Origin of the sequence: Jeotgalibacillus aurantiacus (assembly GCF_020595125.1) — a bacterium.
GTDB classification, from domain to species: Bacteria; Bacillota; Bacilli; order Bacillales; family Jeotgalibacillaceae; genus Jeotgalibacillus; species Jeotgalibacillus aurantiacus.
Genome location: NZ_JACNMS010000002.1, coordinates 267,093 through 290,295, shown reverse-complemented (window position 1 = coordinate 290,295; position 23,203 = coordinate 267,093). Strand labels below are relative to the sequence as shown.

26 protein-coding genes are annotated in these 23,203 nt (G+C 41.0%); 2 read left to right on the top strand and 24 right to left on the bottom strand.

Annotated features, from left to right (window positions below):
* Positions 1-13: 13 nt before the first annotated feature.
* The 15 genes from H7968_RS06250 to H7968_RS06180 all read right to left on the bottom strand — a co-directional run bounded on the left by H7968_RS06250 (position 14) and on the right by H7968_RS06180 (position 12,952).
* A complete protein-coding gene (locus H7968_RS06250; RefSeq protein ID WP_227395350.1) occupies positions 14-1,108 on the bottom strand; it encodes a Ger(x)C family spore germination protein in 1,095 nt (364 codons plus the stop codon).
* Positions 1,105-2,187, bottom strand: a complete 1,083-nt coding sequence (locus tag H7968_RS06245) for a GerAB/ArcD/ProY family transporter (RefSeq protein ID WP_227395349.1) — start codon at positions 2,185-2,187, stop codon at positions 1,105-1,107. Before H7968_RS06245 ends, H7968_RS06250 begins: the two co-directional genes overlap by 4 nt.
* Entirely contained in the window at positions 2,171-3,679 is a 1,509-nt protein-coding gene (locus tag H7968_RS06240; protein ID WP_227395348.1) for a spore germination protein, read from the bottom strand. The genes H7968_RS06245 and H7968_RS06240 overlap by 17 nt, the downstream gene beginning before the upstream one ends.
* Before the next feature lie 97 nt (positions 3,680-3,776).
* Positions 3,777-4,613: a CAP domain-containing protein gene (locus H7968_RS06235; RefSeq protein ID WP_227395347.1), complete on the bottom strand. Its 837-nt coding sequence runs from the start codon at positions 4,611-4,613 to the stop codon at positions 3,777-3,779.
* A gap of 299 nt (positions 4,614-4,912) precedes the next feature.
* On the bottom strand, positions 4,913-5,170 hold the full coding sequence (locus H7968_RS06230; protein ID WP_227395346.1) for a hypothetical protein: 258 nt from the start codon (positions 5,168-5,170) through the stop codon (positions 4,913-4,915).
* Complete coding sequence (locus tag H7968_RS06225; protein ID WP_227395345.1) at positions 5,157-6,086, bottom strand: CobW family GTP-binding protein; 930 nt, start codon at positions 6,084-6,086, stop codon at positions 5,157-5,159. Before H7968_RS06225 ends, H7968_RS06230 begins: the two co-directional genes overlap by 14 nt.
* A gap of 91 nt (positions 6,087-6,177) precedes the next feature.
* On the bottom strand, positions 6,178-7,743 hold the full coding sequence (locus H7968_RS06220; RefSeq protein ID WP_319799478.1) for a lmo1851 family serine protease: 1,566 nt from the start codon (positions 7,741-7,743) through the stop codon (positions 6,178-6,180).
* A gap of 171 nt (positions 7,744-7,914) precedes the next feature.
* On the bottom strand, positions 7,915-8,619 hold the full coding sequence (deoD, locus tag H7968_RS06215; RefSeq protein ID WP_134371414.1) for a purine-nucleoside phosphorylase: 705 nt from the start codon (positions 8,617-8,619) through the stop codon (positions 7,915-7,917).
* Positions 8,620-8,725: 106 nt separating this feature from the next.
* Positions 8,726-8,950 (bottom strand): YozE family protein, encoded by a 225-nt coding sequence (locus tag H7968_RS06210; RefSeq protein ID WP_227395344.1) that lies wholly within the window; start codon positions 8,948-8,950, stop codon positions 8,726-8,728.
* A gap of 78 nt (positions 8,951-9,028) precedes the next feature.
* On the bottom strand, positions 9,029-9,529 hold the full coding sequence (locus H7968_RS06205) for a PTS sugar transporter subunit IIA (protein WP_227395343.1): 501 nt from the start codon (positions 9,527-9,529) through the stop codon (positions 9,029-9,031).
* 94 nt (positions 9,530-9,623) lie between these two features.
* Entirely contained in the window at positions 9,624-10,049 is a 426-nt protein-coding gene (msrB, locus tag H7968_RS06200) for a peptide-methionine (R)-S-oxide reductase MsrB (protein ID WP_227395342.1), read from the bottom strand.
* 5 nt (positions 10,050-10,054) lie between these two features.
* The gene (msrA, locus tag H7968_RS06195; protein WP_227395341.1) at positions 10,055-10,585 is read right to left on the bottom strand and encodes a peptide-methionine (S)-S-oxide reductase MsrA; all 531 of its coding nucleotides are present in this window, start codon (positions 10,583-10,585) and stop codon (positions 10,055-10,057) included.
* Positions 10,586-10,602: 17 nt separating this feature from the next.
* The gene (locus H7968_RS06190; RefSeq protein WP_227395340.1) at positions 10,603-11,178 is read right to left on the bottom strand and encodes a YpmS family protein; all 576 of its coding nucleotides are present in this window, start codon (positions 11,176-11,178) and stop codon (positions 10,603-10,605) included.
* Positions 11,168-11,983 carry an SGNH/GDSL hydrolase family protein gene (locus H7968_RS06185; RefSeq protein ID WP_227395339.1) on the bottom strand — a complete coding sequence of 272 codons (816 nt, stop codon included), beginning with the start codon at positions 11,981-11,983 and terminating at the stop codon, positions 11,168-11,170. The genes H7968_RS06190 and H7968_RS06185 overlap by 11 nt, the downstream gene beginning before the upstream one ends.
* 147 nt (positions 11,984-12,130) lie before the next feature.
* Positions 12,131-12,952: a DegV family protein gene (locus H7968_RS06180; protein ID WP_227395338.1), complete on the bottom strand. Its 822-nt coding sequence runs from the start codon at positions 12,950-12,952 to the stop codon at positions 12,131-12,133.
* Between the two features lie 237 nt (positions 12,953-13,189).
* Between H7968_RS06180 and trhA the strand changes: the two genes are divergently transcribed.
* Positions 13,190-13,825: a PAQR family membrane homeostasis protein TrhA gene (trhA, locus tag H7968_RS06175; RefSeq protein WP_227395337.1), complete on the top strand. Its 636-nt coding sequence runs from the start codon at positions 13,190-13,192 to the stop codon at positions 13,823-13,825.
* 197 nt (positions 13,826-14,022) lie between these two features.
* On the top strand, positions 14,023-14,613 hold the full coding sequence (locus H7968_RS06170; RefSeq protein ID WP_227395336.1) for a hypothetical protein: 591 nt from the start codon (positions 14,023-14,025) through the stop codon (positions 14,611-14,613).
* A 173-nt stretch (positions 14,614-14,786) separates the two neighbouring features.
* On the opposite strand, the gene H7968_RS06165 is transcribed toward H7968_RS06170, so the two are convergent.
* The 9 genes from H7968_RS06165 to H7968_RS06125 form a co-directional block, all read right to left on the bottom strand.
* Positions 14,787-15,269 carry a dihydrofolate reductase gene (locus H7968_RS06165; protein WP_227395335.1) on the bottom strand — a complete coding sequence of 161 codons (483 nt, stop codon included), beginning with the start codon at positions 15,267-15,269 and terminating at the stop codon, positions 14,787-14,789.
* Positions 15,270-15,279: 10 nt separating this feature from the next.
* Positions 15,280-16,221, bottom strand: coding sequence for a thymidylate synthase (locus H7968_RS06160; protein ID WP_227395334.1), 942 nt, complete (start codon positions 16,219-16,221; stop codon positions 15,280-15,282).
* Positions 16,222-16,559: 338 nt separating this feature from the next.
* Positions 16,560-17,150, bottom strand: a complete 591-nt coding sequence (locus H7968_RS06155; RefSeq protein WP_227395333.1) for a YpjP family protein — start codon at positions 17,148-17,150, stop codon at positions 16,560-16,562.
* 486 nt (positions 17,151-17,636) lie between these two features.
* Positions 17,637-18,419, bottom strand: a complete 783-nt coding sequence (locus tag H7968_RS06150) for a class I SAM-dependent methyltransferase (protein WP_227395332.1) — start codon at positions 18,417-18,419, stop codon at positions 17,637-17,639.
* 45 nt (positions 18,420-18,464) lie between these two features.
* Positions 18,465-18,899: a BrxA/BrxB family bacilliredoxin gene (locus H7968_RS06145; protein WP_227395331.1), complete on the bottom strand. Its 435-nt coding sequence runs from the start codon at positions 18,897-18,899 to the stop codon at positions 18,465-18,467.
* Complete coding sequence (locus H7968_RS06140; RefSeq protein WP_227395330.1) at positions 18,899-20,035, bottom strand: conserved virulence factor C family protein; 1,137 nt, start codon at positions 20,033-20,035, stop codon at positions 18,899-18,901. The genes H7968_RS06145 and H7968_RS06140 overlap by 1 nt, the downstream gene beginning before the upstream one ends.
* A gap of 61 nt (positions 20,036-20,096) precedes the next feature.
* Entirely contained in the window at positions 20,097-21,974 is a 1,878-nt protein-coding gene (locus H7968_RS06135) for an ABC-F family ATP-binding cassette domain-containing protein (RefSeq protein WP_227395329.1), read from the bottom strand.
* Positions 21,971-22,582: an HD domain-containing protein gene (locus tag H7968_RS06130; RefSeq protein ID WP_227395328.1), complete on the bottom strand. Its 612-nt coding sequence runs from the start codon at positions 22,580-22,582 to the stop codon at positions 21,971-21,973. The genes H7968_RS06135 and H7968_RS06130 overlap by 4 nt, the downstream gene beginning before the upstream one ends.
* On the bottom strand, positions 22,566-23,081 hold the full coding sequence (locus H7968_RS06125; protein ID WP_227395327.1) for a hypothetical protein: 516 nt from the start codon (positions 23,079-23,081) through the stop codon (positions 22,566-22,568). The genes H7968_RS06130 and H7968_RS06125 overlap by 17 nt, the downstream gene beginning before the upstream one ends.
* Positions 23,082-23,203 lie beyond the last annotated feature (122 nt).

The window sequence follows — 23,203 nt, the reverse complement described above, 5'->3', positions numbered from 1 at the left end:
TTCGTGATGTTGATCAGTCAATAATTCCCGTACCAATCATCTTGACAGATACTTTTGAAGTAATCTCCATATCCCTGTATATGTCATGCCATCTTTCTTCATCCCAATATGCAGGCTTAAATGCGGCCGTTCTCTTTCCGATTCCAAAAACGTCGGATTCAACTTCCTGTGTTATTTCCAATATCTCATCAATATCTTTTTTTAATTCTTTTTCCCAAAAGGTTTTAAATTCATTCAATTTCTTTTCACTTTGTAAATGATCAGGACCATATTCCGAAATAACAACATCCGCTTTCAGCATAATTTCTGCCCTGAAAGGGTTCTCTTTTATTTTTATATCTGTTTTTGATTTTTCAATATTTACAGAAACCCAATTGGACACTTCCGGTTCTTTCCCGTCTGTAATTCTTTTTGTTAACGTTACAATCGTACTGGTCTCATTATTAAGAATATTAAAGATGACGCTTTGATCCTCATTCAAATAAACGTCTGTATATTTCTGTTTGCTAAATAGTCCGATTCCGGAAACTTTCGCCCTTAACATATCTTTTTCATAAGTAATATAAGGCAAGTATAAATCTGTGCCGGGATCAAATAAAATAGTGCAGGCGCGTTGTAAAGATATATTCGGGACTACACTTGTTAACTCAGAGCTTTCAAGTAAACCCGAAAAGTATTCTGATTGATTTCTCTGTGAGTCAATTTTGGATGACAGTAATTCAGCTGCACTGGTGTTCGTCATGGCAAGTCTGGCATTCAAATGATTCTTAGGATTACGATAAAGCACGTCTAAAAAAGGATACAGCTTGTCTCTCGCCATATCAATTCCAACGATACCTGCTTGAAGCTTTGCAAAATCGATATGTTCTGCAACATATACATCCATGTTATAACGGGCGTCTCTCAATGTATTCCCCTCTATTGTCAATCTGTTTACATGCTCTACAGTCTGATCAATCGGAGGAGCCAAAGCAGTGGAAGTAACCGATCCATCCTCATTCTGATCCCAGCCAACGGTATAGACTAACTGAACATCCTTTAACAGATTTTGGTCCCAGCAACCGGATAGTAAAATTATAGCCGGTAATAAATACATATATTTTTTCATTTCTCGATCCTTCTCCTTAACCTGAATAATATAAAAGTAATAAGAGGGAGAAAAATTGTGAAAACGACTGAAAGATATAGTAGAACATCTGTCCATTCTTTTATATCTGCTTTTGTTTTCGGAATACTCGATATGAACAGGACGAGCAAAGCAATGATCACAACAGCATTGGCGTGATCTTTCAGCAAAAAAACATTCCTGACTGCCTGGGAACTGATAAATAAATAGTTCATTAACGAAGTTGCAGCGATGACCATCCAAAAAGTTAAAAACAGCAGATCGATCCTGTCAACAATAACAAAGCTTAATGCCTTCATGATGTAGAGTACCGGGTAAGGAATGATTTTAATCTCATCAACATAAAAAAACACCTGTGTAGTGATGATAAGGAACAAATAAAAAATGAAAACAAATAAGGTTGCATATGTTGCTTTTTTTAATTCTTTTTTCCGATCCTTCTTAACATATGAACTGAAGTAAAGAAATGCTTCAAACCCCAGTAAAGCAAATAGTGCAGGCTTTAATCCCTTCAAAATGTTTTCTATTCCCTCTCCTCCGACAGGGAGTAAATATAAAAATTCCGGCTGGGTATAAACGAATAATAGGATGAAAACTAAAATAGGCAGAAAAAACGAAACAAGCATTGAAAATCTGGCAATGGTTGATACATGTCCACGAACAAGATAAACAGCAGGTAAGAGGAACAATATCATTAGCACCCACCTTGGTGTGTCCATATAAATCCATTCTGAGATGACTTTGATAAAACTGATGTTGGAAACAATAACAACATATATAAAATAAATACTATAAAGTGCGATCAAACATTTACCGACAATTCTTCCAAAAGCTTTTTTGGTTATCTCGAAATAACTCATATCCCCTGCGGTCGTCATCATCCAGAAATAAAAAAGTATTAGAATCTGCATCAGAACCCCTGCAATAACGAGAGAAATCCATGCGTCGTGGCCTGATTCAATTGAAATATCCGCAGGCATTGAGAGCGCGCCTACTCCAATTTGTGTCTGGACAATTAAAAAAAAGAGCTGCCAGCCTGAAATTTCATTTTTTTCGTTCATGCTTCCACCACCTGTTCTTTCCATGACGTGTTTTATTAATCGGCATGGCATCAGCGGGTCTTTGCGATTGACTCCAAGCTGGAAACCTCAAAAACATATCTTTAACGGCAGACAGATGAAATGGTGCAAAAGGAGATAAATAAGGCGTGCACATGGACTCCAATCTGATCAGATGTATCGTCAGAATGATTAATCCGATCGCGACACCGAAGAATCCAAATAATGAAGCCAAAATCATAAATGGAAACCTTAAAATTCTGACTGTGGTATTCATTTCAACGGACGGAACAACAAAAGACGAAATAGCTGTTAAAGCGACAACAATGATCATAATGTTTGAGATAAATCCTGCATTTACGACTGCATCTCCGATTACAAGACCCCCAACGATCCCGATAGTCTGTCCGATCGGATTTGGAAGTCTTATCCCTGCTTCCCGGATTAATTCAATTGTTAATTCCAGCAAAAGTGCTTCAAATAATGGAGGGTAAGGTATATCTTCTATCGCTCTTTTAGTTGGAAGAGTAATATCCTGCGGAATAATTTCAAAATGAAAGCTGATAATCGCAATATAAATAGCAGGCAGCAAAAGTGCGATTAAGAAACTCGCTATCCTCAATAGTCTGTAAAATGTTCCAACCATAAACCGTCCATTATAATCATCCGGCGACTGATAAAAAGCAAAGAAATTTACAGGTGCGATCAATGAAGTAGGTGAACCATCAAGCAGCAGGGCAAATCTGCCTTCTGCCAGATTTCCTACAACCCGATCCGGTCTTTCAGTATTTAAAAATTGAGGAAAAGGAGAAAAGTTATCATCCTCAATATATTCTTCCATTGTTCCAATACTAAAAGAAACGTCAGTATTTATTGCCTGAAGTCTCATTGTAATTTCTTCGATGACCATCGGATTGGCCACATGATCAAGATATAATAATGCGCATTTAGTTTGTGATAATTCACCGATTGTAAAGTATCGTATGACGAGATGTGGACTTTTTAGTCTGGAGCGGACTTGATAAAGATTAGAGATGATATTTTCATTAAATCCCGCATGCGCACCTCTTACTACCTGCTCGTTTTTAGGCTCCTGAATGGCTCTTTGCAGCACAAGCGGACTGCCGATTTTGTAAGTAATCCAGGAACCTTGATCCATAGAAAAAAGGTAAGTATCCCCGAGAAGTATTTTTTTTGCTGTATCATGGAGTGTTTGACCTGTTTCAACCTTAGCTATTTTTAACGTTTCTGTTGGTTCATCTGAAGCCCAATACACATTCGTAAGCCATTCAAATGTCTTCTCAAGCTGGTTTGTGTCTGTTGTAGATTCCAGATAAATAATAACGGATTCTTTATCTGCAAACTGCACCTTTACTGTGACGAGATCCTGTGTATTTCCCATATGAAAGGACAGTTGTTCAATCAGCTCGTCCAGCGACTGACATTCACGAATGTACTGCATTTTTCTAAACGATTTACCGGATTTTTCGTTCATATGACCACTTCCTTACCTTCAGTATGGGAAAAGATACCGTGGTTTATTCATTTCCGGATATAACAGAAAAAGCCCCCATAAGGAGGCTTTTTGCATATTATTTTCCAATAAACATTTGTGTCCAGTAGTTGCCGTTCTCAGCGTGCCCTACACCAATATGCGTATAAGAAGAACTAAGAATGTTCTGTCTGTGGCCAGGACTGTTCATCCATGCCTTCACGACTTCTTCAGGTGTTCTTTGACCCATGGCAATGTTTTCACCCGCACTGCGATACTCAACCCCGAATTGCTTCATCATATCAAATGGGGAACCATAAGTCGGGCTTGTGTGGGAAAAGTAATTATTTCTTTGCATATCCAAAGACTTTTCTTTTGCTGTTTTTGCCAGTGTTGCATCGATTGATAATGGCGCAAGACCTGCTTTTTCGCGCTCCTGGTTTGTCAGATTAACAACCTGCTGCTCAAAGGATGAGATGGCAGGCTCTGACTGTTGCGTTTTCTGCTCTTCTACTTCTCGCTGTTCAGGCTGCTGAACTGCTGGTGCTTCATTTTGAGCCGGAACCGGTTCAGGCTGCTGAACTTCCGGTGCTTCATTTTGAGCTGGAGACTGTTCAGTTTCCGCTACAGCTGGCTCTTGAGCAGGCTGCTCAACTACTGGAGCCGGAGCTGCTACAGGTTCTTCAACAGGAGCCTCTGTTTTCTCAGCAGGTACAGGCTTTTCGTGGAAAGCTTTTTTATTTTGGAGATACATAGATTTATGATTTTGCAAAAGAAGATTAATTTTCTCCTGTAATTCATTAATATTTAATGAGTTAACCTCCATGTAATAAATATAAGGCTTCTGCTGGTCTTTGCTGTGGGCATCTGCTGACTGTCCGGTAAAAGATAACATAAGCGCTGAGACGGTAGTGGCAACAATTAAATTCTTTAACATTGTATTTCCTCCCTTAACATTGTGTCTGTTGACACTCTTATCCTACCATCGGATTTTCTGTCATATTTAAGGAAGGATTATACAAACAAAAAAGGTGCTAAAAATAGGAACATCATTTCCTGATTTTAGCACCTGAATAGTCCGAAATGCTTTAAAATCATGGATCAGGATCGTTATGGATGGAGTGACAATTTTTCCTCATTAACCGAACATCTGATCAACATGGTATCAATTACCGTAATTTAAGGATTGACAAAGTTTCAGATTTTAATAATTTTTACAATTATGACTGCTGTATTTCAATTATTAAAGAAAGTTTGACGATATAAAGCTGATAAAAAGAGTACGAGCTTTCGCTGATCGTCTTTTGGTAGTGTAGAACCTGTAACTCTTTCAATACTGATGATGAATTTTTCGTCAGGAGTTTTTCTTAATCTTGGATGTGTATTCTGATCGAGCCATTCCTGTTGAATCGAATCAATCATTTCCTCTAAAGAACGCCATTCTCTGTTTTGCCAAAGGCTGCCGTATAAAGTCAGCATTTCATCCTGATTCATGTTTCTGCTCCAATTCCAACAGCGAATCAGCCACGAGCTTCTTATCCAGACCGCTCCCGATAACCACGAGATTCGTCGGCATGTTCATATCCTGTAAGAAATAAAGTGGCATGCCGTATGAGTACTGAAATAAGACAGGGTACTTTTCATCCTCAAATGGCACAAAACCTTTTATACGGTAAATATGATCGGGCTGGGCCTTCAGCCATTCTTCAAAGGCATGTCTATTAATTCGGTGGTTAAACGTATAAACTACTGTATTTAAATTCAGATCCTTATCAGCACGAACGGATACTGACTCCTTTCTGTTATAGCCGAGTGAGTGAAGCACTGATGGATTCACGCTTGAATAGGTGGTCATGATGATTTGTGCATCAGGATTAATTTCCTGAAGCTCCCCGACAATTGAAGCAGCCTGCATGTCATTAATAAGATCTGTTTTATTTAACAGGATCACACCTGCATGGCGAACCTGTTCCCGCATCAGCTGCAGAACCTGAACAGGAAATGCGCTTCTGTTGCTCCACTGATGTACATCGACGATTGTCACGATCCCTTTAAAATCAAAATGGTGGGCGAATAATGGAGACATTACTGAATCAACGACCTCTACAGGATGAGCAGCACCGGTTGTTTCAATAATCAGGCTGTCAAATTCTTCTTTTATCAATAGTGACTGAAGCTGACTCTCAAGCTTCTCCTGAATCGTACAGCAAATGCAGCCATCAAGCAGTTCAGCAAGTGGAATGCCCTCATCAACTTCGGAAGAATCAATCGATACACTCCCCGCTTCGTTCATTAGGACGGCCGGTTTTCGGGATTGATCTTTTTCGAATTTGATCAGCTGTTTAAGTAGTGTCGTTTTACCGCTTCCGAGAAATCCGGACAATATGTAGACAGGTTTTTTTGTTGTCATTGCTTTCACCTCTGTTTTTAAATCTTTTTCATTAAAAAAGAAAGGTCTGGCAGCCGCTTATTCAGCTTCAACCAGACCTTTTCTCAGCAAATCAAGCTGCTGAATCCTCTTCTGAATTCTCTTCTTCCGCTGGAGCATTACCAGCTTCCTGAATTAAATACTCAACAGCTGCATTTTGCTGTGGATCATCATTTTGCAATTGTTCTCTCAGGCTCAGCATAATAGCTGATGCCGTTTCAGGTGTCACAGTGCCTGTTGCTTCGAGCTCATTTTCAGACTGAAAAGATTCAACTGCAGAGACAGTGTTTTCATCAAATAAACCATCTGCTTCCCCTGTCTCATAGCCAAGGGCTGCAAGCATCTGTTCAAGTGTCTGGATTTCGTCTGAAACCATCGACTCTTTCAGCTCAACATCAATATTTAGGAATGGCAATGTCGCATACGCTGGAAGATCCACCTCAGTCGTTGGACTGATTCCTTCTTCGTGTACCCAATTATCTTCAGGTGTCAGCCAGCGCGCTGTTGTAATCTTAATATTTGAGGAATCACTGAAATCTTCAGCAGTCTGAACCGTTCCTTTACCGAAAGTCGTTTTACCGAACAACGGAATATCTGCCGTTTCATTTACTGCTGCAGCTACGATTTCCGAAGCACTGGCGCTTCCTTCATCGATCAGAACGGCCGTTGGGACATTGACCTTGTCACCTTCCTGAGCTGAAATAACCTGTTTCTCACCATTTTTCTCTTCAATCTGAACGATGGTTTCACCTTCAGGAACAAAGAGATTGGCAATTGAGATCGCCTGTGGAAGCAGCCCACCCGGATTTTGACGCAAATCCAGTACAAGACCTTCCATACCCTGTGATTCCAGGTCAGCAAGCGCTTCTGTCAGCTCATCAAAAGTAGTCTCGGAAAAGCTCGTTAATTGTACCGTGGCTATCTTATTATCATCCATCTCATAATAAACTGTATCAAGTGGAATATCATCACGGGTAATCGTCACTTCGATTGGTTCATCAGATCCCTGACGCTGAATGGTAAGCGTGACCTCTGTACCTTTTTCACCACGGATAAGCATGACAGCATCTGTTGCGCTCATTCCCCTGATACTTTCACCATCTACACTCAGAATCTGATCATTAGGCAATATGCCGGCTTTTTCTGCAGGGGATCCTTTTATAGGTGATACAACGGTAATCAAACCATTAATCGATTGTATTTCTGCCCCGATTCCCTGAAAACTTGAGGTAATATTCTCATTAAATTGAGCAGCCTCTTCCTCATTCATGTAATCAGAATATGGATCGCCAAGCGCATCAATCATGCCATTAACGGCTCCATTGATTAATTCTTCATTATCGATTTCAAGAATATAATCTTCCTGAATTTTGTCATAAACACTATACAGCTTGTTGAATTCTGTTCTTTCAGGAACCCCAACCGTAACCGCTTTTTCCTCACCAAATGAAAGAGCGAAAATGGAAACGCCGGCGGTTAAGATGACGGTAAAAAACAGAATCATCACCAAATGAAATTTCTTAATCGTAACAAACCTGGAGACCGTTTCTTTTGTCTCCTCGACTTCCTGCTCAGGTCCATTGTTGTCCTGAACATTTGGATCCTTATCCATCTTTTCACCACTTTCCTTTTCGGGCACTATCCTGTCTCCTAAATGAAGATAATCTATTACATCTTAACAGCTTTAACCTCAGGATGAAAGACAAAACAGAGAGATCGTATGACTCTTTTAGCACACTTTAATCTTTGTCACTTTCATGACTCCATTATAAAAGGACTGACTTTAAAGTAAGCCAGTCCTTCCAGTTAATTACTCTGCAATTGCTGCATCAAGCGCAACAACGATCATGTCATTGAATGTAACCTGACGTTCTTCTGATGAAGTAGCTTCCCCAGTAAGAATGTGATCACTTACAGTAAGAACAGAAAGGGCGTTTCGGCCGTACTTAGCTGCCAGTGTATAAAGTGCTGACGTTTCCATTTCAACAGCTAAAATTCCGTGTTGAGCCCATAGCTCATGCTCTGCATTATCATCATAAAAAATGTCGGCAGTAAACACGTTACCAACCTGAAGCTTCAAGCCTTTTTCAACACCAGCCTCATAGGCATTCTTAAGGAGGTTAAAGTTTGCTGTTGGAGCAAAATCCACCCCTTTGAATGTACGCTGATTCATGTTGTTATCTGTGGAAGCCGTCATGGCAAGAATAACGTCACGTACTTTTACGTCCTTCTGGATTGCTCCGCATGTTCCTACACGAATAAGGTTTTTAACTCCATATTCCTGCATAAGCTCAGTCGCATAAATAGAAATAGATGGTACACCCATTCCTGTTCCCTGAACGGAAATTTTCTTTCCTTTATATGTTCCAGTGTATCCAAACATGTTACGAACTTCATTGTAGCATGTTACATCCTCTAGAAAAGTTTCAGCAATATACTTTGCACGCAACGGATCTCCTGGAAGCAGAACCGTTTCAGCGATATCTCCTTTTTTAGCACCAATATGTATACTCAAAGTAATTCCTCCTTTATCGTTTAAGCCTTATTATTGTAGCTTTTTTTATTTCATATTTCAACTTTAATTATAAACTCATTCGGAGTTGCTACTAAGTTTAATACTACTAATTCTTATTGTTGGTTGTATACTCTTCCCAAACTTCATCAAAGGTGGATGCAAGTGATGAATAAAGGTCCGTCGTTTCTATATATTGACTCACATCGTTATAGCTTTTAAGATTTTTCGGAAAATCCAGATCATCGTATATTCTGTTTGCCAGCAGCTCTTTATTGTTCCTTGGCTTTGGTTCCCTGTATTTCATGACAAAGTGGTAAAAGGACTTACTCATTAATGATCTCCCCCTTTTTCGGATGGTAAAAAAAGCTGTTTCAGGAAAAATCTCTCCTGAAACAGCTCTGTGATCTGATTATTTTGCTGTGATTTCCATCACTGCATCTGTACCTGCTGTTACCTGATCAGCCGCTTTTTTCTCAATGCTTTCCAAATCGTCACCGTTCGTTACGATTACCGGTGTAATAATGCTTTTCGCTTTTTCTTTTACCAGCGCGAGATCGAATGTTACAAGAGGATCTCCCACACTGACTTTTGATCCTTCTGATACGTGAGCTTCAAAACCTTCACCATTCATCGATACCGTTTCCAGACCGATGTGAACAAGTATTTCAGCCCCATTTTTTGCTTTTAATCCGATCGCGTGTTTTGTTGGGAAAACCTGAACGACTTCACCATCAATCGGAGATACAACTTTTCCATCAGAAGGTTCAACTGCGATTCCGTCTCCCATCATCTTTTGGGAGAACACAGGATCCGGTACTTCGTCAAGTGTCAAAAGCTTCCCTGTAAGTGGTGAATGTACTGTAATATTCTTTGGTGCTTCTTCTTTTTTTCCAAATAATTTTTTCAACATGATATCACGCTCCTGATTACTGTATAGACTAATCTTATCCTGAATAAACATCAGCAAATCGAAGTTTATCAAATTGTTCATTCATTCACAAGGATTATCTATCAAATAATACTTTATATCTCGCGTATCCCTCTTCATCAAGTTTCTCATATGGAATGAATCTCATTGCTGCCGAATTAATACAGTATCTTAATCCGGTCGGTCCAGGGCCATCATTGAAAACGTGGCCGAGGTGTGAATCTGCCTCCTGTGACCTGACTTCTGTACGGACCATAAAATGACTGCGGTCCGTCTTTTCAATGATTTCTTCTTCATCAATCGGCTTTGTAAAGCTTGGCCAACCGCATCCTGCATCATACTTATCAGTGGAACTGAATAGCGGTTTCCCTGAAACGATATCAACGTATATTCCGTCCGAGAATTCATCCCAGTATTCATTTCGAAATGGTGGTTCAGTTCCATTATTCTGCGTCACTTCACGCTGCATTGGTGTCAGCTTCGTTTTATCAAAACGTTCCATATCATTCACTCCTTGTTGGAATACTGCTCAATCCATCTTTTTCTTCCAGACCCTCTGAAGTAAGCATTGTAACGGACCGGATGTTTCTTATAATAATCCTGATGTTCCTGTTCAGCAGGATAAAATGTCGATGCCTGAAAAATATCCGTTACAATCGGCGCTCTAAACTTATTGCTCTCCTCAAGCTTTTTCCTTGATTCCAGTGCCGTTTTTTTCTGTTCTTCATTGTGATAATAAATGGCTGTTTTATACGATTCTCCACGGTCAAAAAACTGTCCGCCCGCGTCTGTTGGATCAATTTGAGTCCAAAACAGCTCAACAAGTTTTTCATAGGGATAAATATCTGGATCAAATTCAATTTGCACCGCTTCCCTGTGACCGGTAGTCTCACTGCATACTTCCTTGTAGGTCGGGTTTTCTGTATGTCCGCCTGTATAACCTGAGACGATACTCAGAATACCGGGCTGCTCATCAAAAGGCTTTACCATACACCAGAAGCATCCTCCTGCAAATGTTGCTTTTTCAACTCGTGACATTGTTCATCACTCCTTCATTATCTGGGTACATAAATGGAGAAAGAAATATCGTTCTCTTCAAGGTCAAAACGGTTTGTTTTAACATTCAGCCCCTGCGCTACATCGATTTCTGTCACCTGCACGATGATCTGTTGTTCATTCGGCTGCATCACGACCCACTCAGGAAACTCATAGGAATCCTGAATGAATTTCAGCACATTCGCTACCGGCAGATCAATTGCACCTAATGACAGGCTTTCCTGCGTTAAAAGAAGATTTCCATTTTCCAGTGCATTTGCTTCAAAGGTCATACGGAAATCAATATTCGTATTAAAGATGGGTATGGCCCCATTTAACGTAACGTTATCTTCAAAAACGACTGAATAATCAATCGCGCCGCCAAGTTCTTCTTCAATAAACCGGTTTGCAACAATCGTCAGGTCCTCCTTGGTGGTTGTCACCTGAAATTCAGCCTGTGATTCCGGAGGTACCGTTTCATTTGCCAGCACAGGTTCGTCGGCTACCGGTCTGTACAGGAGAAACAAAATGGAGCCCACTGTCAGGATACAAAGCATCAGCAACCCGATAAATAACCATTTCCATTTATTCTTCACTCGTCTCAACTCCTTCGTCCGCGCCGTTCTCATACACATTCAGTACTCCTGCTTCTATTCGCTCAGCGATCAGTGAATATCCCTGATCGTTCGGATGGAAATAATCTGAATGTAAAAGATTATTATCATTCTGCCTGAATAAATCAGCGACCTCGACATAGGATGTGTTTTCCCAGTCAGACGCAATCGTTTCAGCTGACTGATTCCACGCTTCCACAATCAGCCTCATTTCTTCAATATCGGCAGAAAAAATATAAAAAGGATTATAAATGCCCATTAAAACGATTGAGATATCCGGATTCAGTTCCCTTATTTCACTGAACAGCTGTGTTAAATTTTCTTCATATATTAATCTTGCTCCTTCAAAATCCTCATACGTCATGGAAGGAAAGGTCGAGCGGATCACTTTCATTACATCGTTTCCGCCAATTGTAATTACCGCGATATCTGATTCAGAAATCGATGAGCGTATCTCCTGTTCCCCCTTTACCCTCTTTAAGAGCTGATCAGAGCGGTTACCTCTTTTTCCGAAATTGTCTATTGATACCTCGCCTATTTCACTTCGCTCCTGAAGTTTTTGTTCCAATAATGGAACATATCCTCCTGCACCTGAACTGTCTCCGACTCCCTGAGTGAGGGAATCACCCAATGATACGAGCGATAACGGATCCGGGTAAAAATTTTCGTCCGGGAACTGCTTTTCAAAAACAACGGTTTCCCGGTCTGTCTGAATACTTTCCGGGTGGGAACATGCAGCTAAAAGCATCACAACACATATTCCTGAAACGGCTGATAAACGCTTCATATTTCCACCTTCTTTCAACTGCTATTGTTAGTATATCACCGCAATTACATAATAAAACATTATCAGGCTCAGCGAATATTTCAACTCATATCAAAAAACACCGGCTGACCGTTCTCAAAATGAGAATAACGGGCCGGTGCTTTATCATTATTCAGCGTAGTACATAAAACCGATTGCACCCGCACCTGTGTGAGTGGAGATAACAGGAGTGGTTTCGTCGATCCGCACGGTTGCCGGAAGCTTCTCATCAAGCATTTTGGCAAGCTTCAGTCCATCTGCGTGAACGATGTCTACTGCTTTGATTGATTTATCCGTTGTATCATTTTCAAATTGACCCGATAAATACTTCACAACCTGATTATGGCTTCTTGCTTTAGATACAGGTGTATATTCTCCTCCTGCTAAAGAAGCAATCGGTTTAATATTTAGCAGGGAACCAATCATGGCACGGCCCTTACCGATTCTCCCGCCCTTTACGAGATTTTCAAGTGTATCCACTACGACAAACAGGTGAGAATGATCCTTTACATGCTGGACACGTTTCAGGATTTCATCTTTTCCAACCCCATTTTGAGCCATTTTAGCTGCTTCAATAACCTGATAAGCAAGTGCTCTTGAAATAAAACCTGAATCAATTACGGTTACATCAGCATCAGTCAGCTCGGATGCACTTTCAGCTGACCGGACAGTCCCACTCATTTTCCCTGTCATATGAATGGAAATAATGTCGGAACCATCTGCGCTCAATTCATCATATACTTCCTTAAAGGCTCCTGCAGAAGGTTGAGAACTTTTTGGAAGATCTTTTGCTGCTGCCATCTTCTTCATAAATTCCGAAGGAGAAAGGTCAATACGGTCAAGGTATGATTCGCCGTCAATTGTCAGCGTTAATGGTACAACCGTGATTCCATACTGCTCAATTTCCTGTACAGATAAATCTGCCGTTGAATCAGTTACGATCTTAATCATTTAGAAAACCCCTTATCATCCTTATTTATCTTGCTCTCATTATACTAATGATAGTAGGCGATGCCCATTGAAAACCCGGGGAAATTAAAATTAATGACAAGTGTCATATAAAGGCTTGATACCTTGGTATGAAAGCGATATCAGTTATTGAATCTGACTTTTCTTAAAATTAATGTTTGCTCAATATAATATTTACCAGTAAAATGTACATTAAATGAAGGATTTTGAGGTGAATGAATGGATACATTTGATTATAAAGATACCCGCGAGGAATTTTGGAATGCACTTACGCACGGCATTGGTTTTTTACTGAGTATTCCCGCACTCGTCATGCTGATCCTGGCTGCAGTTGAACGCGGAACAGCCTGGCATGTTGTCAGTTTTACTATTTTCGGTACAACAATGATGATTCTCTACCTATGTTCAACCCTGCTTCACAGTGTAAGAAAGATGCAATTAAAAAAGCTTTTTGCGATTATGGACCACTCAGCGATTTACCTTTTGATCGCCGGAACTTATACGCCATTCGTTCTCGTCACGATCCGCGACCCGCTAGGCTGGACCATTTTCGGTCTTGTCTGGGGACTTGCTGTTGCAGGCATCGTGTTTAAATGTTTTTTTGTTGACCGTTATCAAATTATAGCAACATTGTTTTATGTTCTAATGGGCTGGCTGATCATTATTGCGGTTGTACCTTTATATAAGGAATTAACAGCCTCAGGTTTTGCTCTGCTACTTACCGGGGGAATTTTTTATTCAGTAGGTGCTATCTTTTATGTCTGGAGAAAGCTTCCTTATAACCACGCGATCTGGCATTTATTTGTAATCGCAGGCAGTGCGTTTATGTACTTTTGCGTTTACTTTTATGCTTAATAATTATGAAGCGGTCACTCATTTAGGCCGCAAAAGAGAATAACTTTATGAGATATTTCATTTGAAATCCAAAGCCGTTTATTCACCTTAGTGAGTACACGGTTTTTTTATTTTGCACACTTCACATTCGCTTTACGTTCTGTCATTCCATTATGATAGTGACAAGTAAAGATTCCTGGAATGAAAGGTGGAATGGTATGATATTTTTTATCATCTGGCTTGTATTGCTCGCTTACTCAATCTTTTTAGCACCTGGTTCAAGTAACCCGGATCCCGTTTTGGAGCTTGTTTTTGAAGGTGAATGGGCAATGATCGATCCTCTGGTGCTGGCTGTATTTAACTCACTCGGTATTTTCCCAATGGTTTTCTTCACCATCCTTTTGAGAAATGACCGGCAGAAGTGGCCTGCGTGGCCTTTCTCACTGGCTTCTTTTGCCGGTGGAGCATTTGCACTGTTACCCTATTTTGCTTTTGGAGATAAGCCTGCAGTACGTTCCTTAAGAACACCAGGATGGCTTGTATCCTTCCTTCAATCAAAAATCTGGCTTTTGATCCTGATCATTATTTTTACAGGAAACATTTTGACGCTATTTCAAGGTTTTTCAATCGCTGCTTACGCTGAGGCTTTCCGGCAATCACAGCTTGTCTCCGTCATGACAGTAGACTGGTTTGTGTTATGGTGGTTATCTGTTTTTGCAGTGAACAGATATTATCCTGATGCAAAGTCAAAACGACTTTCATGGATTCCTATAGTAGGACCGGTACTGGTTCTTTGGAAAAATGTATAATTTAAGTGCCAGGTCATTCTGCAGACTCCTACGACAGTGAAGCGACAGGTGAGCCAGCTGTGCTCCTTACAGCTGGCTCACCGCACGGCCGTGGAAAGCGACAGAATGACCTGACACGGGTTAGACATTCAACAACCTGATAAAAAGTGTATCCAAAACAAATTTTTAATCACTTATTTTCGGTCGTAAATAATGAATTCATAATCATAAGGGTTTTTTTCATTTTTCAACCCTTTTTCTCTTGAAACTTCTTTCCATTTTTTTAGGTCATACTCAGGAAAATGGGCATCGCCTTCAAATGTTTCATGGATCAGCGTGATGTATAAACGGTCAGCATATTCGAGTGCAGCTTTATAAATCTCCCCGCCTCCGATCACAAAACCTTCATCCTCTTCACTCAGCTTTGCAAGACCGTCTTCAAGGCTGTACACGACCTCTGCACCTTCATGCGACCATTTCTTATTAGAAGTTAAAACAACATTCCTGCGGTTTTTTAATGGACCATTCATAGCTTCAAACGTCTTCCGACCCATTAATAGTGTTTTGCCTGTTGTCGTATTTTTAAAATACTTCAGGTCCTCCGGAAGATGCCATGGCATTTCTCCATCTTTTCCAATCACTCTATTTAACCCGTGTGCAGCAATCATAGAAATCATACTTTTCCTCCTAAACGGCTACCGGTGCTTTAATAGCAGGGTGCGGATCATAATTTTCAAGAACAATATCCTGAACATCAAGTTCAAATAATGACTTGTCAGATTGAATGCTGATGGACGGAAGCTCCCTGAAATCTCTGGACAGCTGCAGCTTCACCTGATCAATATGGTTGGAATAAATATGTGCATCTCCGATCGTATGAACAAATTCGCCCGGTTCAAGACCACATTCTCTTGCAATCAGGTGAGTCAGGAGTGCATAGCTGGCAATATTAAATGGAATGCCGAGGAACAAATCACCACTGCGCTGATACAATTGACAGGAAAGTTTACCGTCAGCAACATAAAACTGAAAAAGCGTATGACACGGCGGCAGCGCCATAACGGGTATGTCCTCAGGATTCCAGGCACTGACGATGTGTCTTCTTGAGTCGGGATTATGCCTGATCGAATGAATAACATCCTTCAGCTGATCAATCGTTTCCCCTCTTGTTGTTTTCCAATTCCGCCACTGCTCACCATAAACAGAACCGAGGGAGCCATACTTTCCGGCGAATTCATCATCAGTTAAAATGCGCTCCCTGAAATCGTTCATTTCCTTTTCATAAAGCAGGTTAAATTCCTGATCCTGCTGACTTCTAAGTCCGAAATCCGTCATATCCGGACCCTTATAATCAGCAGATTCTACCCATTTCTTAAATGCCCATTCATCCCAGATGTGATTATTATGCTCAAGCAGATAGCGGATGTTTGTGTCTCCCCTGATAAACCAGATCAGCTCACTGACGATCAATTTAAACGGCACACGTTTTGTCGTCATTAAAGGAAAACCTTCATGAAGATTGAATCTCATCTGGTGTCCAAAGGAACTGATTGTACCGGTGCCCGTCCGGTCTTCTTTCGTGACACCGTTATTCAGAACATGTGATAATAAATCGTGATAAACCTTCATGAACCTACTTCCTTTCGTTTCGAATAATATGTACGAGTTTATCTTAACAGAATCATCTAACCGACTCCAAACTACATCTCACAATGCAGGATGATTAATTTTCAAAACACAAACTTGCTTAGATCTGTAATCATTTTTTTTGCTTCAGGATACAGATTTTTCTGATTCAATTACCATTAGTGCCAGGGACATCCGTAGACTCCTGCGGCAGAGAAGCGACAGGTGAGACAGATGTGCGTAGCACAGCTGGCTCACCGCGCGGCCGCGGAAAGCGAAGGATGTCCCTGGCACGGTTTACTATAAGCATACAATGAAAAAACCACTGAAAATTCAGTGGTTTAATGTAAATTCGAACTTGTGGAACCGAATTTTGCAGGGGTGTCTTTACCCCAGTATACGTCAGCAATTTCATGATGCGTTTCAAAGCCGTCTTCTGCTGTATGGTAATGGAAGTTAAATGTGTAACCTTCAAGCGGCGGGCGGTCTTTTCTTACGTGAAAACATAGTACATCATCATTTGTTTTCGCATCAATAATATGAAAAATCCGTTCCCCCTCACCTTTACCAATTGCCGGTGAAATCATCAGTTCGGAGTATTCATCATCCGAATATGTATAAATTAATTCTGTAATCATTTCTTCCATTTTCGGCAATACTTCAGACTGGATATCAGATTCGATTCTCGGCATGATCCGTTCGCCAAGCTTAGCCGTTGTGATTTCTCTTGCCTGGGAGATCAAAAGTTCTGCAGATGTCTCCTTGTCGAGGAGAGGAAGGTCACTGCCTGTCTGTTTATTGTTCTCAGCAATAGATGGGTCCTGATGATGAGTATCGCCTGTTTCATTAGCAAATAGATCCTGTGGTGAAACCATTCCGAATGTGATGATCGAGATAAATACGACAAATGATTTTTTTAACCAGTTTGGCATAAACCGCAAATCCCTTCTTGTATGATTAAGGTATGTTCTATTATACTAGAATACGAACAGATTTGCTTTTGGTTTCATAAAATTGCAACTATTTATCTAATGTCTGTTTATCGGGAGGGATTCAAATGGAAGATACGTTAATCAGCATTGGGTTTTTGATGCTACTTGGTTATATGGTATACCTTCAGTTTGCAGAGTAAGAAAAAAACCGGGCGAACCGGTTTTTTTGTTTTTATTATTAAGAACCGTGACGGGGACATCCTGCGCTTTCCGTGGCCGGGCGGTGAACCTACCTGCGCTTCGCCCAGCTGGTTTCACCTGACCCTTTCCCCCACAGGAGTCTCCGGATGTCCCCGTCACTTAAAAAGAATCACCTTCAAGAAAATCATTACATTTAAGTATAGATAGAATTCTTAAAGCTTAAGAACAAAACCACTCAATTTATTGAGTTACCCTTCATTTGATCATACAAATGACATGATAACCTTATGTCATATTACGATCGACCCTGATCACTCCATAATGCTGTTTGGTGGAGGGTCTTTTTAGTTGAGTGAATCCATAGAGATGGAATCTCTCAGACCTGAAATGATCTTTCAGCACAATGCATTTTCTTGCGACTCTTTGCGCCTCTCTGACAGCCTCCCCAAGTCGTTCATCATGCTCATCAGCAAGGTGCCTTAATCCTGAAATTCCTTCTGATTGCACCTCCTCTGTAAACATCGGATCAAAATAAATGATATCAAATTCGTTGTCCATGCAGCTTTTTAAATAGTCAGCATAATGAGTGTTAATGATTTCTACATTGCTCATTGCTTTTTTCAAATCCGTATCTTCTGTTTCCCACTGCTTCAGTCCTTCAGAGATGATAAATGCTGTAATCGGATTAATTTCCAATGCTGTTACTTTGTTCTGCGTCAAACAGGCTGCTGTGATCGCATCTGAACAAAGCCCTGCTGTACAATCCAAAAATGTATCACCATTTTTTAACCCGGATGCTTCTATTAACGGGTCGGGCATTCCTTTTCGCATCCGTTTGATTCTGAAAGCACTTGAATTGGGGTGGAAAAAGAATGGAGTGGTAGAGTCTGATGAATAATATTCAAATCTGTCCGTTCCGGAGACAAGTACGGGTTCATTGTAAATGTCGATCAGCTGCTTAACAGAGCGTTTCTTCCGCAGAATAATGGATCCTCCTAAAACTGATTGCGCTCTCTCGGCATTTTCAAAGCATATTTTGTCTGGACGTCCTGACGTTGTAATAATCAACTTTTTGCACCTTCTCTCATATAAAAAAGCGCCATATCGGCGCTTTTAGCAATGCAGATCCATTGCACCTTTAATATTTTCAACAATATCTTCCACGCTGTGATCCTCAATCTCTTCGCGCGGAATAAAATGAGCGACTCTGCCTTCTTTTAATAACACAATAGATGGCGATGACGGCTCATAATCGGGGAAATGGTTACGCATTTTTGCAGTCGCTTCTCTGTCCTGACCGGCAAAAACCGTCACCAGATGATCCGGCTCTTTATCATGTGTGATCAGTGCCTGAGTAACAGCCGGTCTTGCCAGTCCAGCTGCACATCCGCAGACAGAATTGATCACAACAAGTGTCGTGCCTTCTGCTTCTTCTAAAAATGATTCAACTTCTTCTTCCGTTCTAAGCTCCTGAAACCCTGCCTGCGTCAGTTCTTCTCTCATCGGTTTTACTAGCTGCTTCATGTATTCTTCGTATGCCATTGACATTAGGATTCCTCCATTCCTGCTTTTCTTGCTTCCGTCATTTGTTTCCAAACTGATCCTTTTGCTTCTTCTCCGCCTTCGATCCGTTCAATTGCCATCAATACCTGAAGCTTCACTTCAAATTCCGGGTCTTCCTGTACAGCTTTTAAAGCGTCAAGTGCTTTTTCAGTTCCTGCTTCATACAAAAACATAGCGGCTCTCCATCTGACCAGCTTATTTTTATCCGTAAGAGCTTTGGCCATTTCATCCTCTGCTTCAGGAAAACCGAGATCTGATAAGCAGTCTCCCGCCGTTCTTCTGACTGAGGCATTTTTATCATTCAGCCCTTTATATAAATATGGAAGGACAGATGGATCCTCAATCATACCAAGATAAACGACAGCCAGTCTTCGAACTGACACTTTTTCATCTTCCAGCGCAACATTCAGCATGTCGAGGTCACTTGTATCCGGCTCAGGAATCTGCTCTAGCAGCTGGTAACGTTCCTGCCAGCTGTCTGCATTCTTAAGCTCTTCGGCACTGACTTTTCTGAGTTCTCTTTTAGGCGATTCAGTACCAGCTTCTCTGGATGCTTCCACGATTGCCTGAACCCTGCTTGCCGGGTAGGATGCAAGTATTTCTTCAGTTACTTCTGCTGCAATTTTATCCAGATCTCCGTATCTGACACCAAAATCTTTCCATTTTCTCTGGAGAACGACATTGTCGCCTGCTAATTGTGCTTCACCCATGGCCTGGGCGAAATAATCCGGAAGTCCGTAACGTTTTTCAGTTTCACCATTCAGCAGTTTCACCTGTAAAGGAATCCCTTTGAATTGCAAAACCTGAACATTCACTTCACCGTAATGTTCATCCGGCTTATGTTCTGATTTTTCTGCTTCCGTTTCCTCTCCAAATACTTCACGGACAGCTGGAAGGATCTGTTGCCAGTCTGCTTTTGGATGACGTTCAACAGCAAGGAAATCAGCAACATGATAGATTCCTTTTACTCCGTCAATTTCAAGGAGAGACTTAATTTTCAATGGCGCATCTGCTGCGTCCTCTTTTTTGTAATTGTTACTTTTCCCGCCCTGCAGCGCTTCATCGACGATGACCTTCATCGTATTCGGGCTTGGTGTTGGTTCGATAGATAATATTTTCAAGTGTTCACCCTCCGATCAAACATTGTATCTGCATTGTAACATAGTCCTTTAAAGGCATGAATTAATCGGCCTGTTCAGCAATTTCAGATAAATAACTCCAGCGCTCGATTAAGTGTTCAAGCTCATCATTCGTTTTTTCAAGTTCTGACATGATTTCATCCGCTCTTGTAAAGTCGCTGCCTGTTTGATTCAGCTCCTGTTCAAGCGATTCTATTTTCAACTCTGCAGCTGCGATTTTATCATCAATTTCTTCCCATTCTTTTTTTTCATGGAAAGACAGCCGTTTTTTTTCTCTCTGCTTAGGTTTTTCTTTTTTTGTTTCCTTTACCGCTTGCTCCGGTTTTTCGTCCGTCTTAGCAGCTAAATAATCACTGTATCGGTCAAAAACAATCTCAGGTTCCTGATCGTGACCCAGTATGATCAGCTTTTCTGCTGATTTATCGAGGAAATAACGATCGTGGGAAACCGTAATGACGACTCCTTCAAAAGATTCTATAAAGTTTTCGAGCACCGTCAATGTCTGGGTATCCAGGTCATTGGTCGGTTCATCCAACAGAAGAACATTCGGCTGCTGCATGAGCAGGCGCAATAAATAGAGGCGTTTCTTCTCTCCACCTGACAATTTATAAATCGGTGTACCATGAACAGAAGGCGGAAACAGGAACTGTTCAAGCATTTGTGAGACAGACACTTTCCCTTCCTTTGTCACTGCCTCTTCTGCTTCTTCTCGCAAATACTCAATCATGCGGAGCTGTTCATTCATCCCTTTGATTTCCTGAGAAAAATAGGCGAATTTTACAGTCTGCCCTATGATGACCGATCCGGAATCAGGCTCAATCCTTCCGCTGATCAGATCCATAAGGGTTGATTTCCCGCTGCCGTTTGGACCGGCAATACCAATCCGGTCACCTGGAAGAAGCATAAAATCAAAATCTGTAAGAATACTTTTTCCATTAAAAGCTTTAGCGACATTTTTTAATTCTACCACCTGTTTACCTAATCGGCTTCCGACTGCACTGATGGTCAGATCCTCCTGATTGACAGGACCTGTTTTTTTGTCGAGCTCTTCAAACCGTTTAATCCGGGCTTTTTGTTTAGTCGTTCTCGCTTTTGCCCCTTTTCTCATCCAGGCAAGCTCAGAACGGTATAAATTATTGTGTTTTTGCTGTTCAGCCTGTTCCTGCTCTTCTCTTAATGCTTTCGCTTCAATAAATGATTCATAATTACCTTTATATTGATAAGCCTTTCCATTTTCGAGTTCAACCATGACAGTTGATACTTCATCAAGGAAGTAACGGTCATGGGAGACAACCATTAACGCGCCTTTATATTTTTTCAAATAACCGGCCAGCCAGTCGATGGCTTGATAGTCGAGATGGTTGGTTGGCTCATCCAGCAATAGCAGATCAGGTGTTTCAAGCATTACCTGAGCGAGCGCAACTCTTTTTTTCTGGCCACCTGATAATTCGTTGATTTGGCGATTGGTATCATGGATCCCAAGCTTTGAAAGGATGGTCTTGGCCTGTGAGGTTGCGTCCCAGGCCTCTTCCTCCTCCATCTTCTGCTGAATGGCCATAAACTTCTCCTGTATTTCTGCAGATTCGGGATTTTTTTCATAAGCCGCCAAGGCCGTTTCAAACCGATTCATCAATTGAACAACTTTTGCATCCGTTTTAAAAACGGTTTCCAAAATGGACAATCCGTCATCGAGCTCCGGTTCCTGATCCAATAATCTCACTGTAAAATCCTTTGGCTGATCAATGGTGCCTGAATCAGGCAGCTCAATTCCGGAAATCAGGGACAGAAGGGTCGACTTCCCTGTACCATTAACCCCGATCAGACCAATCTTTTCACCCTCAGTGATGGTTAAATTAAGGTCATGAAAGAGGGCTTTATCTCCGTATGTTTTAGTTAAGTCGATTAATCTGCACTGCTTCATTTCCTACCATTCCATTCTTTGATAAATTGCCCGATAAACTGCTCCATAAAACGGTGACGTTCATGGGCAATTTTAATCGCTGTTTTTGTATTCATTCGATCTCTCAGAGTTAAAAGTTTATCATAAAAATGCTGAATCACCGTATCTTCAGGTAAGTGTTCTGAATAAAACGCATTTCTTTTGACAGCTCCATATGTAAAGGCGCGCGCAATCCCTACCGCTCCGATTGCATCAAGCCGGTCAGCGTCCTGAACAATTCTTCCTTCAACGGTTTCAGGTATCTTCCCCTTGGAGAATCCGATTGCTCCGCACTCACTTATGAGTAATTGCGTTTCGGATTCATTAAACCCTGCCTGGCTGATGGTATTCATCAGAAATTCATCAGCCGCCCGCTGGTCATTATGTAGTTTGGCATCTCCTGCATCATGAAGATACACGAGTAACCTGATTAAAGATTCATTTCCTTCATTTTCAATTCCGGCAATTTTTAATGCGAGTCTCTGAACCCTCTCTATATGGTCCCAGCCATGCCCGGTATAATCATCATCATATAAGGTTTTGACAGATTGATAAACAGAGGACAAGCGGTCGTCATTCACCATTATCATCTTCCGTTTCATCCAGTAAATCGATGGTTTTAATCACAAAATAAACCATGTCTTCAATGTCTCTGAGCATATCTTCAGTAATCGTACGGTCAAATTTCACTACAGCTTCACAGTAAGGACTGTTTTTAGTGGATGTGACCGTTCTTAGCTCATAACATCTTTCCCTTCCCCACTGGGTAGACAATATTTCTTTTTCAGCTTCTGTCCAGTACTCTCCATCTTTTCTGAAAATAATGGATACAAGAGCGCCTGCTTTCTGATCCACCAACTGGTCAGGAAGCAGTTCTGCTGCCAGCTTTTTCAGATCTGCATACAATTTCATATCCGCTTCATACGTATGTGGGACACTTGAAAAAGTGATTGTAAACTCACGGCATAATGTAGCGATATCAATTGTGTCACTGCGGTGACTGATTTTTACCGTTTCATCAAGGTCACGGTCATATACCGTTCCTTCCAGAACCGTTTTCAGATTATCAAATGCTGTAGGATCAAACACCTTCATCGCCCCTATCTTTTTTGTTATCATATCATACCGGAAGAAGTTGAATCGAACCTCTCTATGTTTATCACACATAAAAAAGGCTGGATCAAAACCCTCATTCGGATTTATCCAGCCTG

Bases quoted from the DNA above. Each gene is read 5' to 3' on its own strand.
- H7968_RS06135 (WP_227395329.1), bottom strand. From the start codon at position 21,974: ATGAAGCAGTGCAGATTAATCGACTTAACTAAAACATACGGAGATAAA.
- H7968_RS06155 (WP_227395333.1), bottom strand. From the start codon at position 17,150: ATGCCAAACTGGTTAAAAAAATCATTTGTCGTATTTATCTCGATCATC.
- msrA (WP_227395341.1), bottom strand. From the start codon at position 10,585: ATGTCACGAGTTGAAAAAGCAACATTTGCAGGAGGATGCTTCTGGTGT.
- H7968_RS06245 (WP_227395349.1), bottom strand. From the start codon at position 2,187: ATGAACGAAAAAAATGAAATTTCAGGCTGGCAGCTCTTTTTTTTAATT.
- H7968_RS06165 (WP_227395335.1), bottom strand. From the start codon at position 15,269: ATGATTTCTATGATTGCTGCACACGGGTTAAATAGAGTGATTGGAAAA.
- H7968_RS06130 (WP_227395328.1), bottom strand. From the start codon at position 22,582: ATGATAATGGTGAATGACGACCGCTTGTCCTCTGTTTATCAATCTGTC.
- H7968_RS06250 (WP_227395350.1), bottom strand. From the start codon at position 1,108: ATGAAAAAATATATGTATTTATTACCGGCTATAATTTTACTATCCGGT.
- H7968_RS06225 (WP_227395345.1), bottom strand. From the start codon at position 6,086: ATGACAACAAAAAAACCTGTCTACATATTGTCCGGATTTCTCGGAAGC.
- trhA (WP_227395337.1), top strand. From the start codon at position 13,190: ATGGATACATTTGATTATAAAGATACCCGCGAGGAATTTTGGAATGCA.
- H7968_RS06170 (WP_227395336.1), top strand. From the start codon at position 14,023: ATGATATTTTTTATCATCTGGCTTGTATTGCTCGCTTACTCAATCTTT.
- H7968_RS06180 (WP_227395338.1), bottom strand. From the start codon at position 12,952: ATGATTAAGATCGTAACTGATTCAACGGCAGATTTATCTGTACAGGAA.
- H7968_RS06145 (WP_227395331.1), bottom strand. From the start codon at position 18,899: ATGTCAATGGCATACGAAGAATACATGAAGCAGCTAGTAAAACCGATG.
- H7968_RS06205 (WP_227395343.1), bottom strand. From the start codon at position 9,529: ATGTTGAAAAAATTATTTGGAAAAAAAGAAGAAGCACCAAAGAATATT.
- H7968_RS06230 (WP_227395346.1), bottom strand. From the start codon at position 5,170: ATGAATCAGGATGAAATGCTGACTTTATACGGCAGCCTTTGGCAAAAC.
- H7968_RS06235 (WP_227395347.1), bottom strand. From the start codon at position 4,613: ATGTTAAAGAATTTAATTGTTGCCACTACCGTCTCAGCGCTTATGTTA.
- msrB (WP_227395342.1), bottom strand. From the start codon at position 10,049: ATGGAACGTTTTGATAAAACGAAGCTGACACCAATGCAGCGTGAAGTG.
- H7968_RS06210 (WP_227395344.1), bottom strand. From the start codon at position 8,950: ATGAGTAAGTCCTTTTACCACTTTGTCATGAAATACAGGGAACCAAAG.
- H7968_RS06160 (WP_227395334.1), bottom strand. From the start codon at position 16,221: ATGAAGGTTTATCACGATTTATTATCACATGTTCTGAATAACGGTGTC.
- H7968_RS06185 (WP_227395339.1), bottom strand. From the start codon at position 11,983: ATGAAGCGTTTATCAGCCGTTTCAGGAATATGTGTTGTGATGCTTTTA.
- H7968_RS06240 (WP_227395348.1), bottom strand. From the start codon at position 3,679: ATGAACGAAAAATCCGGTAAATCGTTTAGAAAAATGCAGTACATTCGT.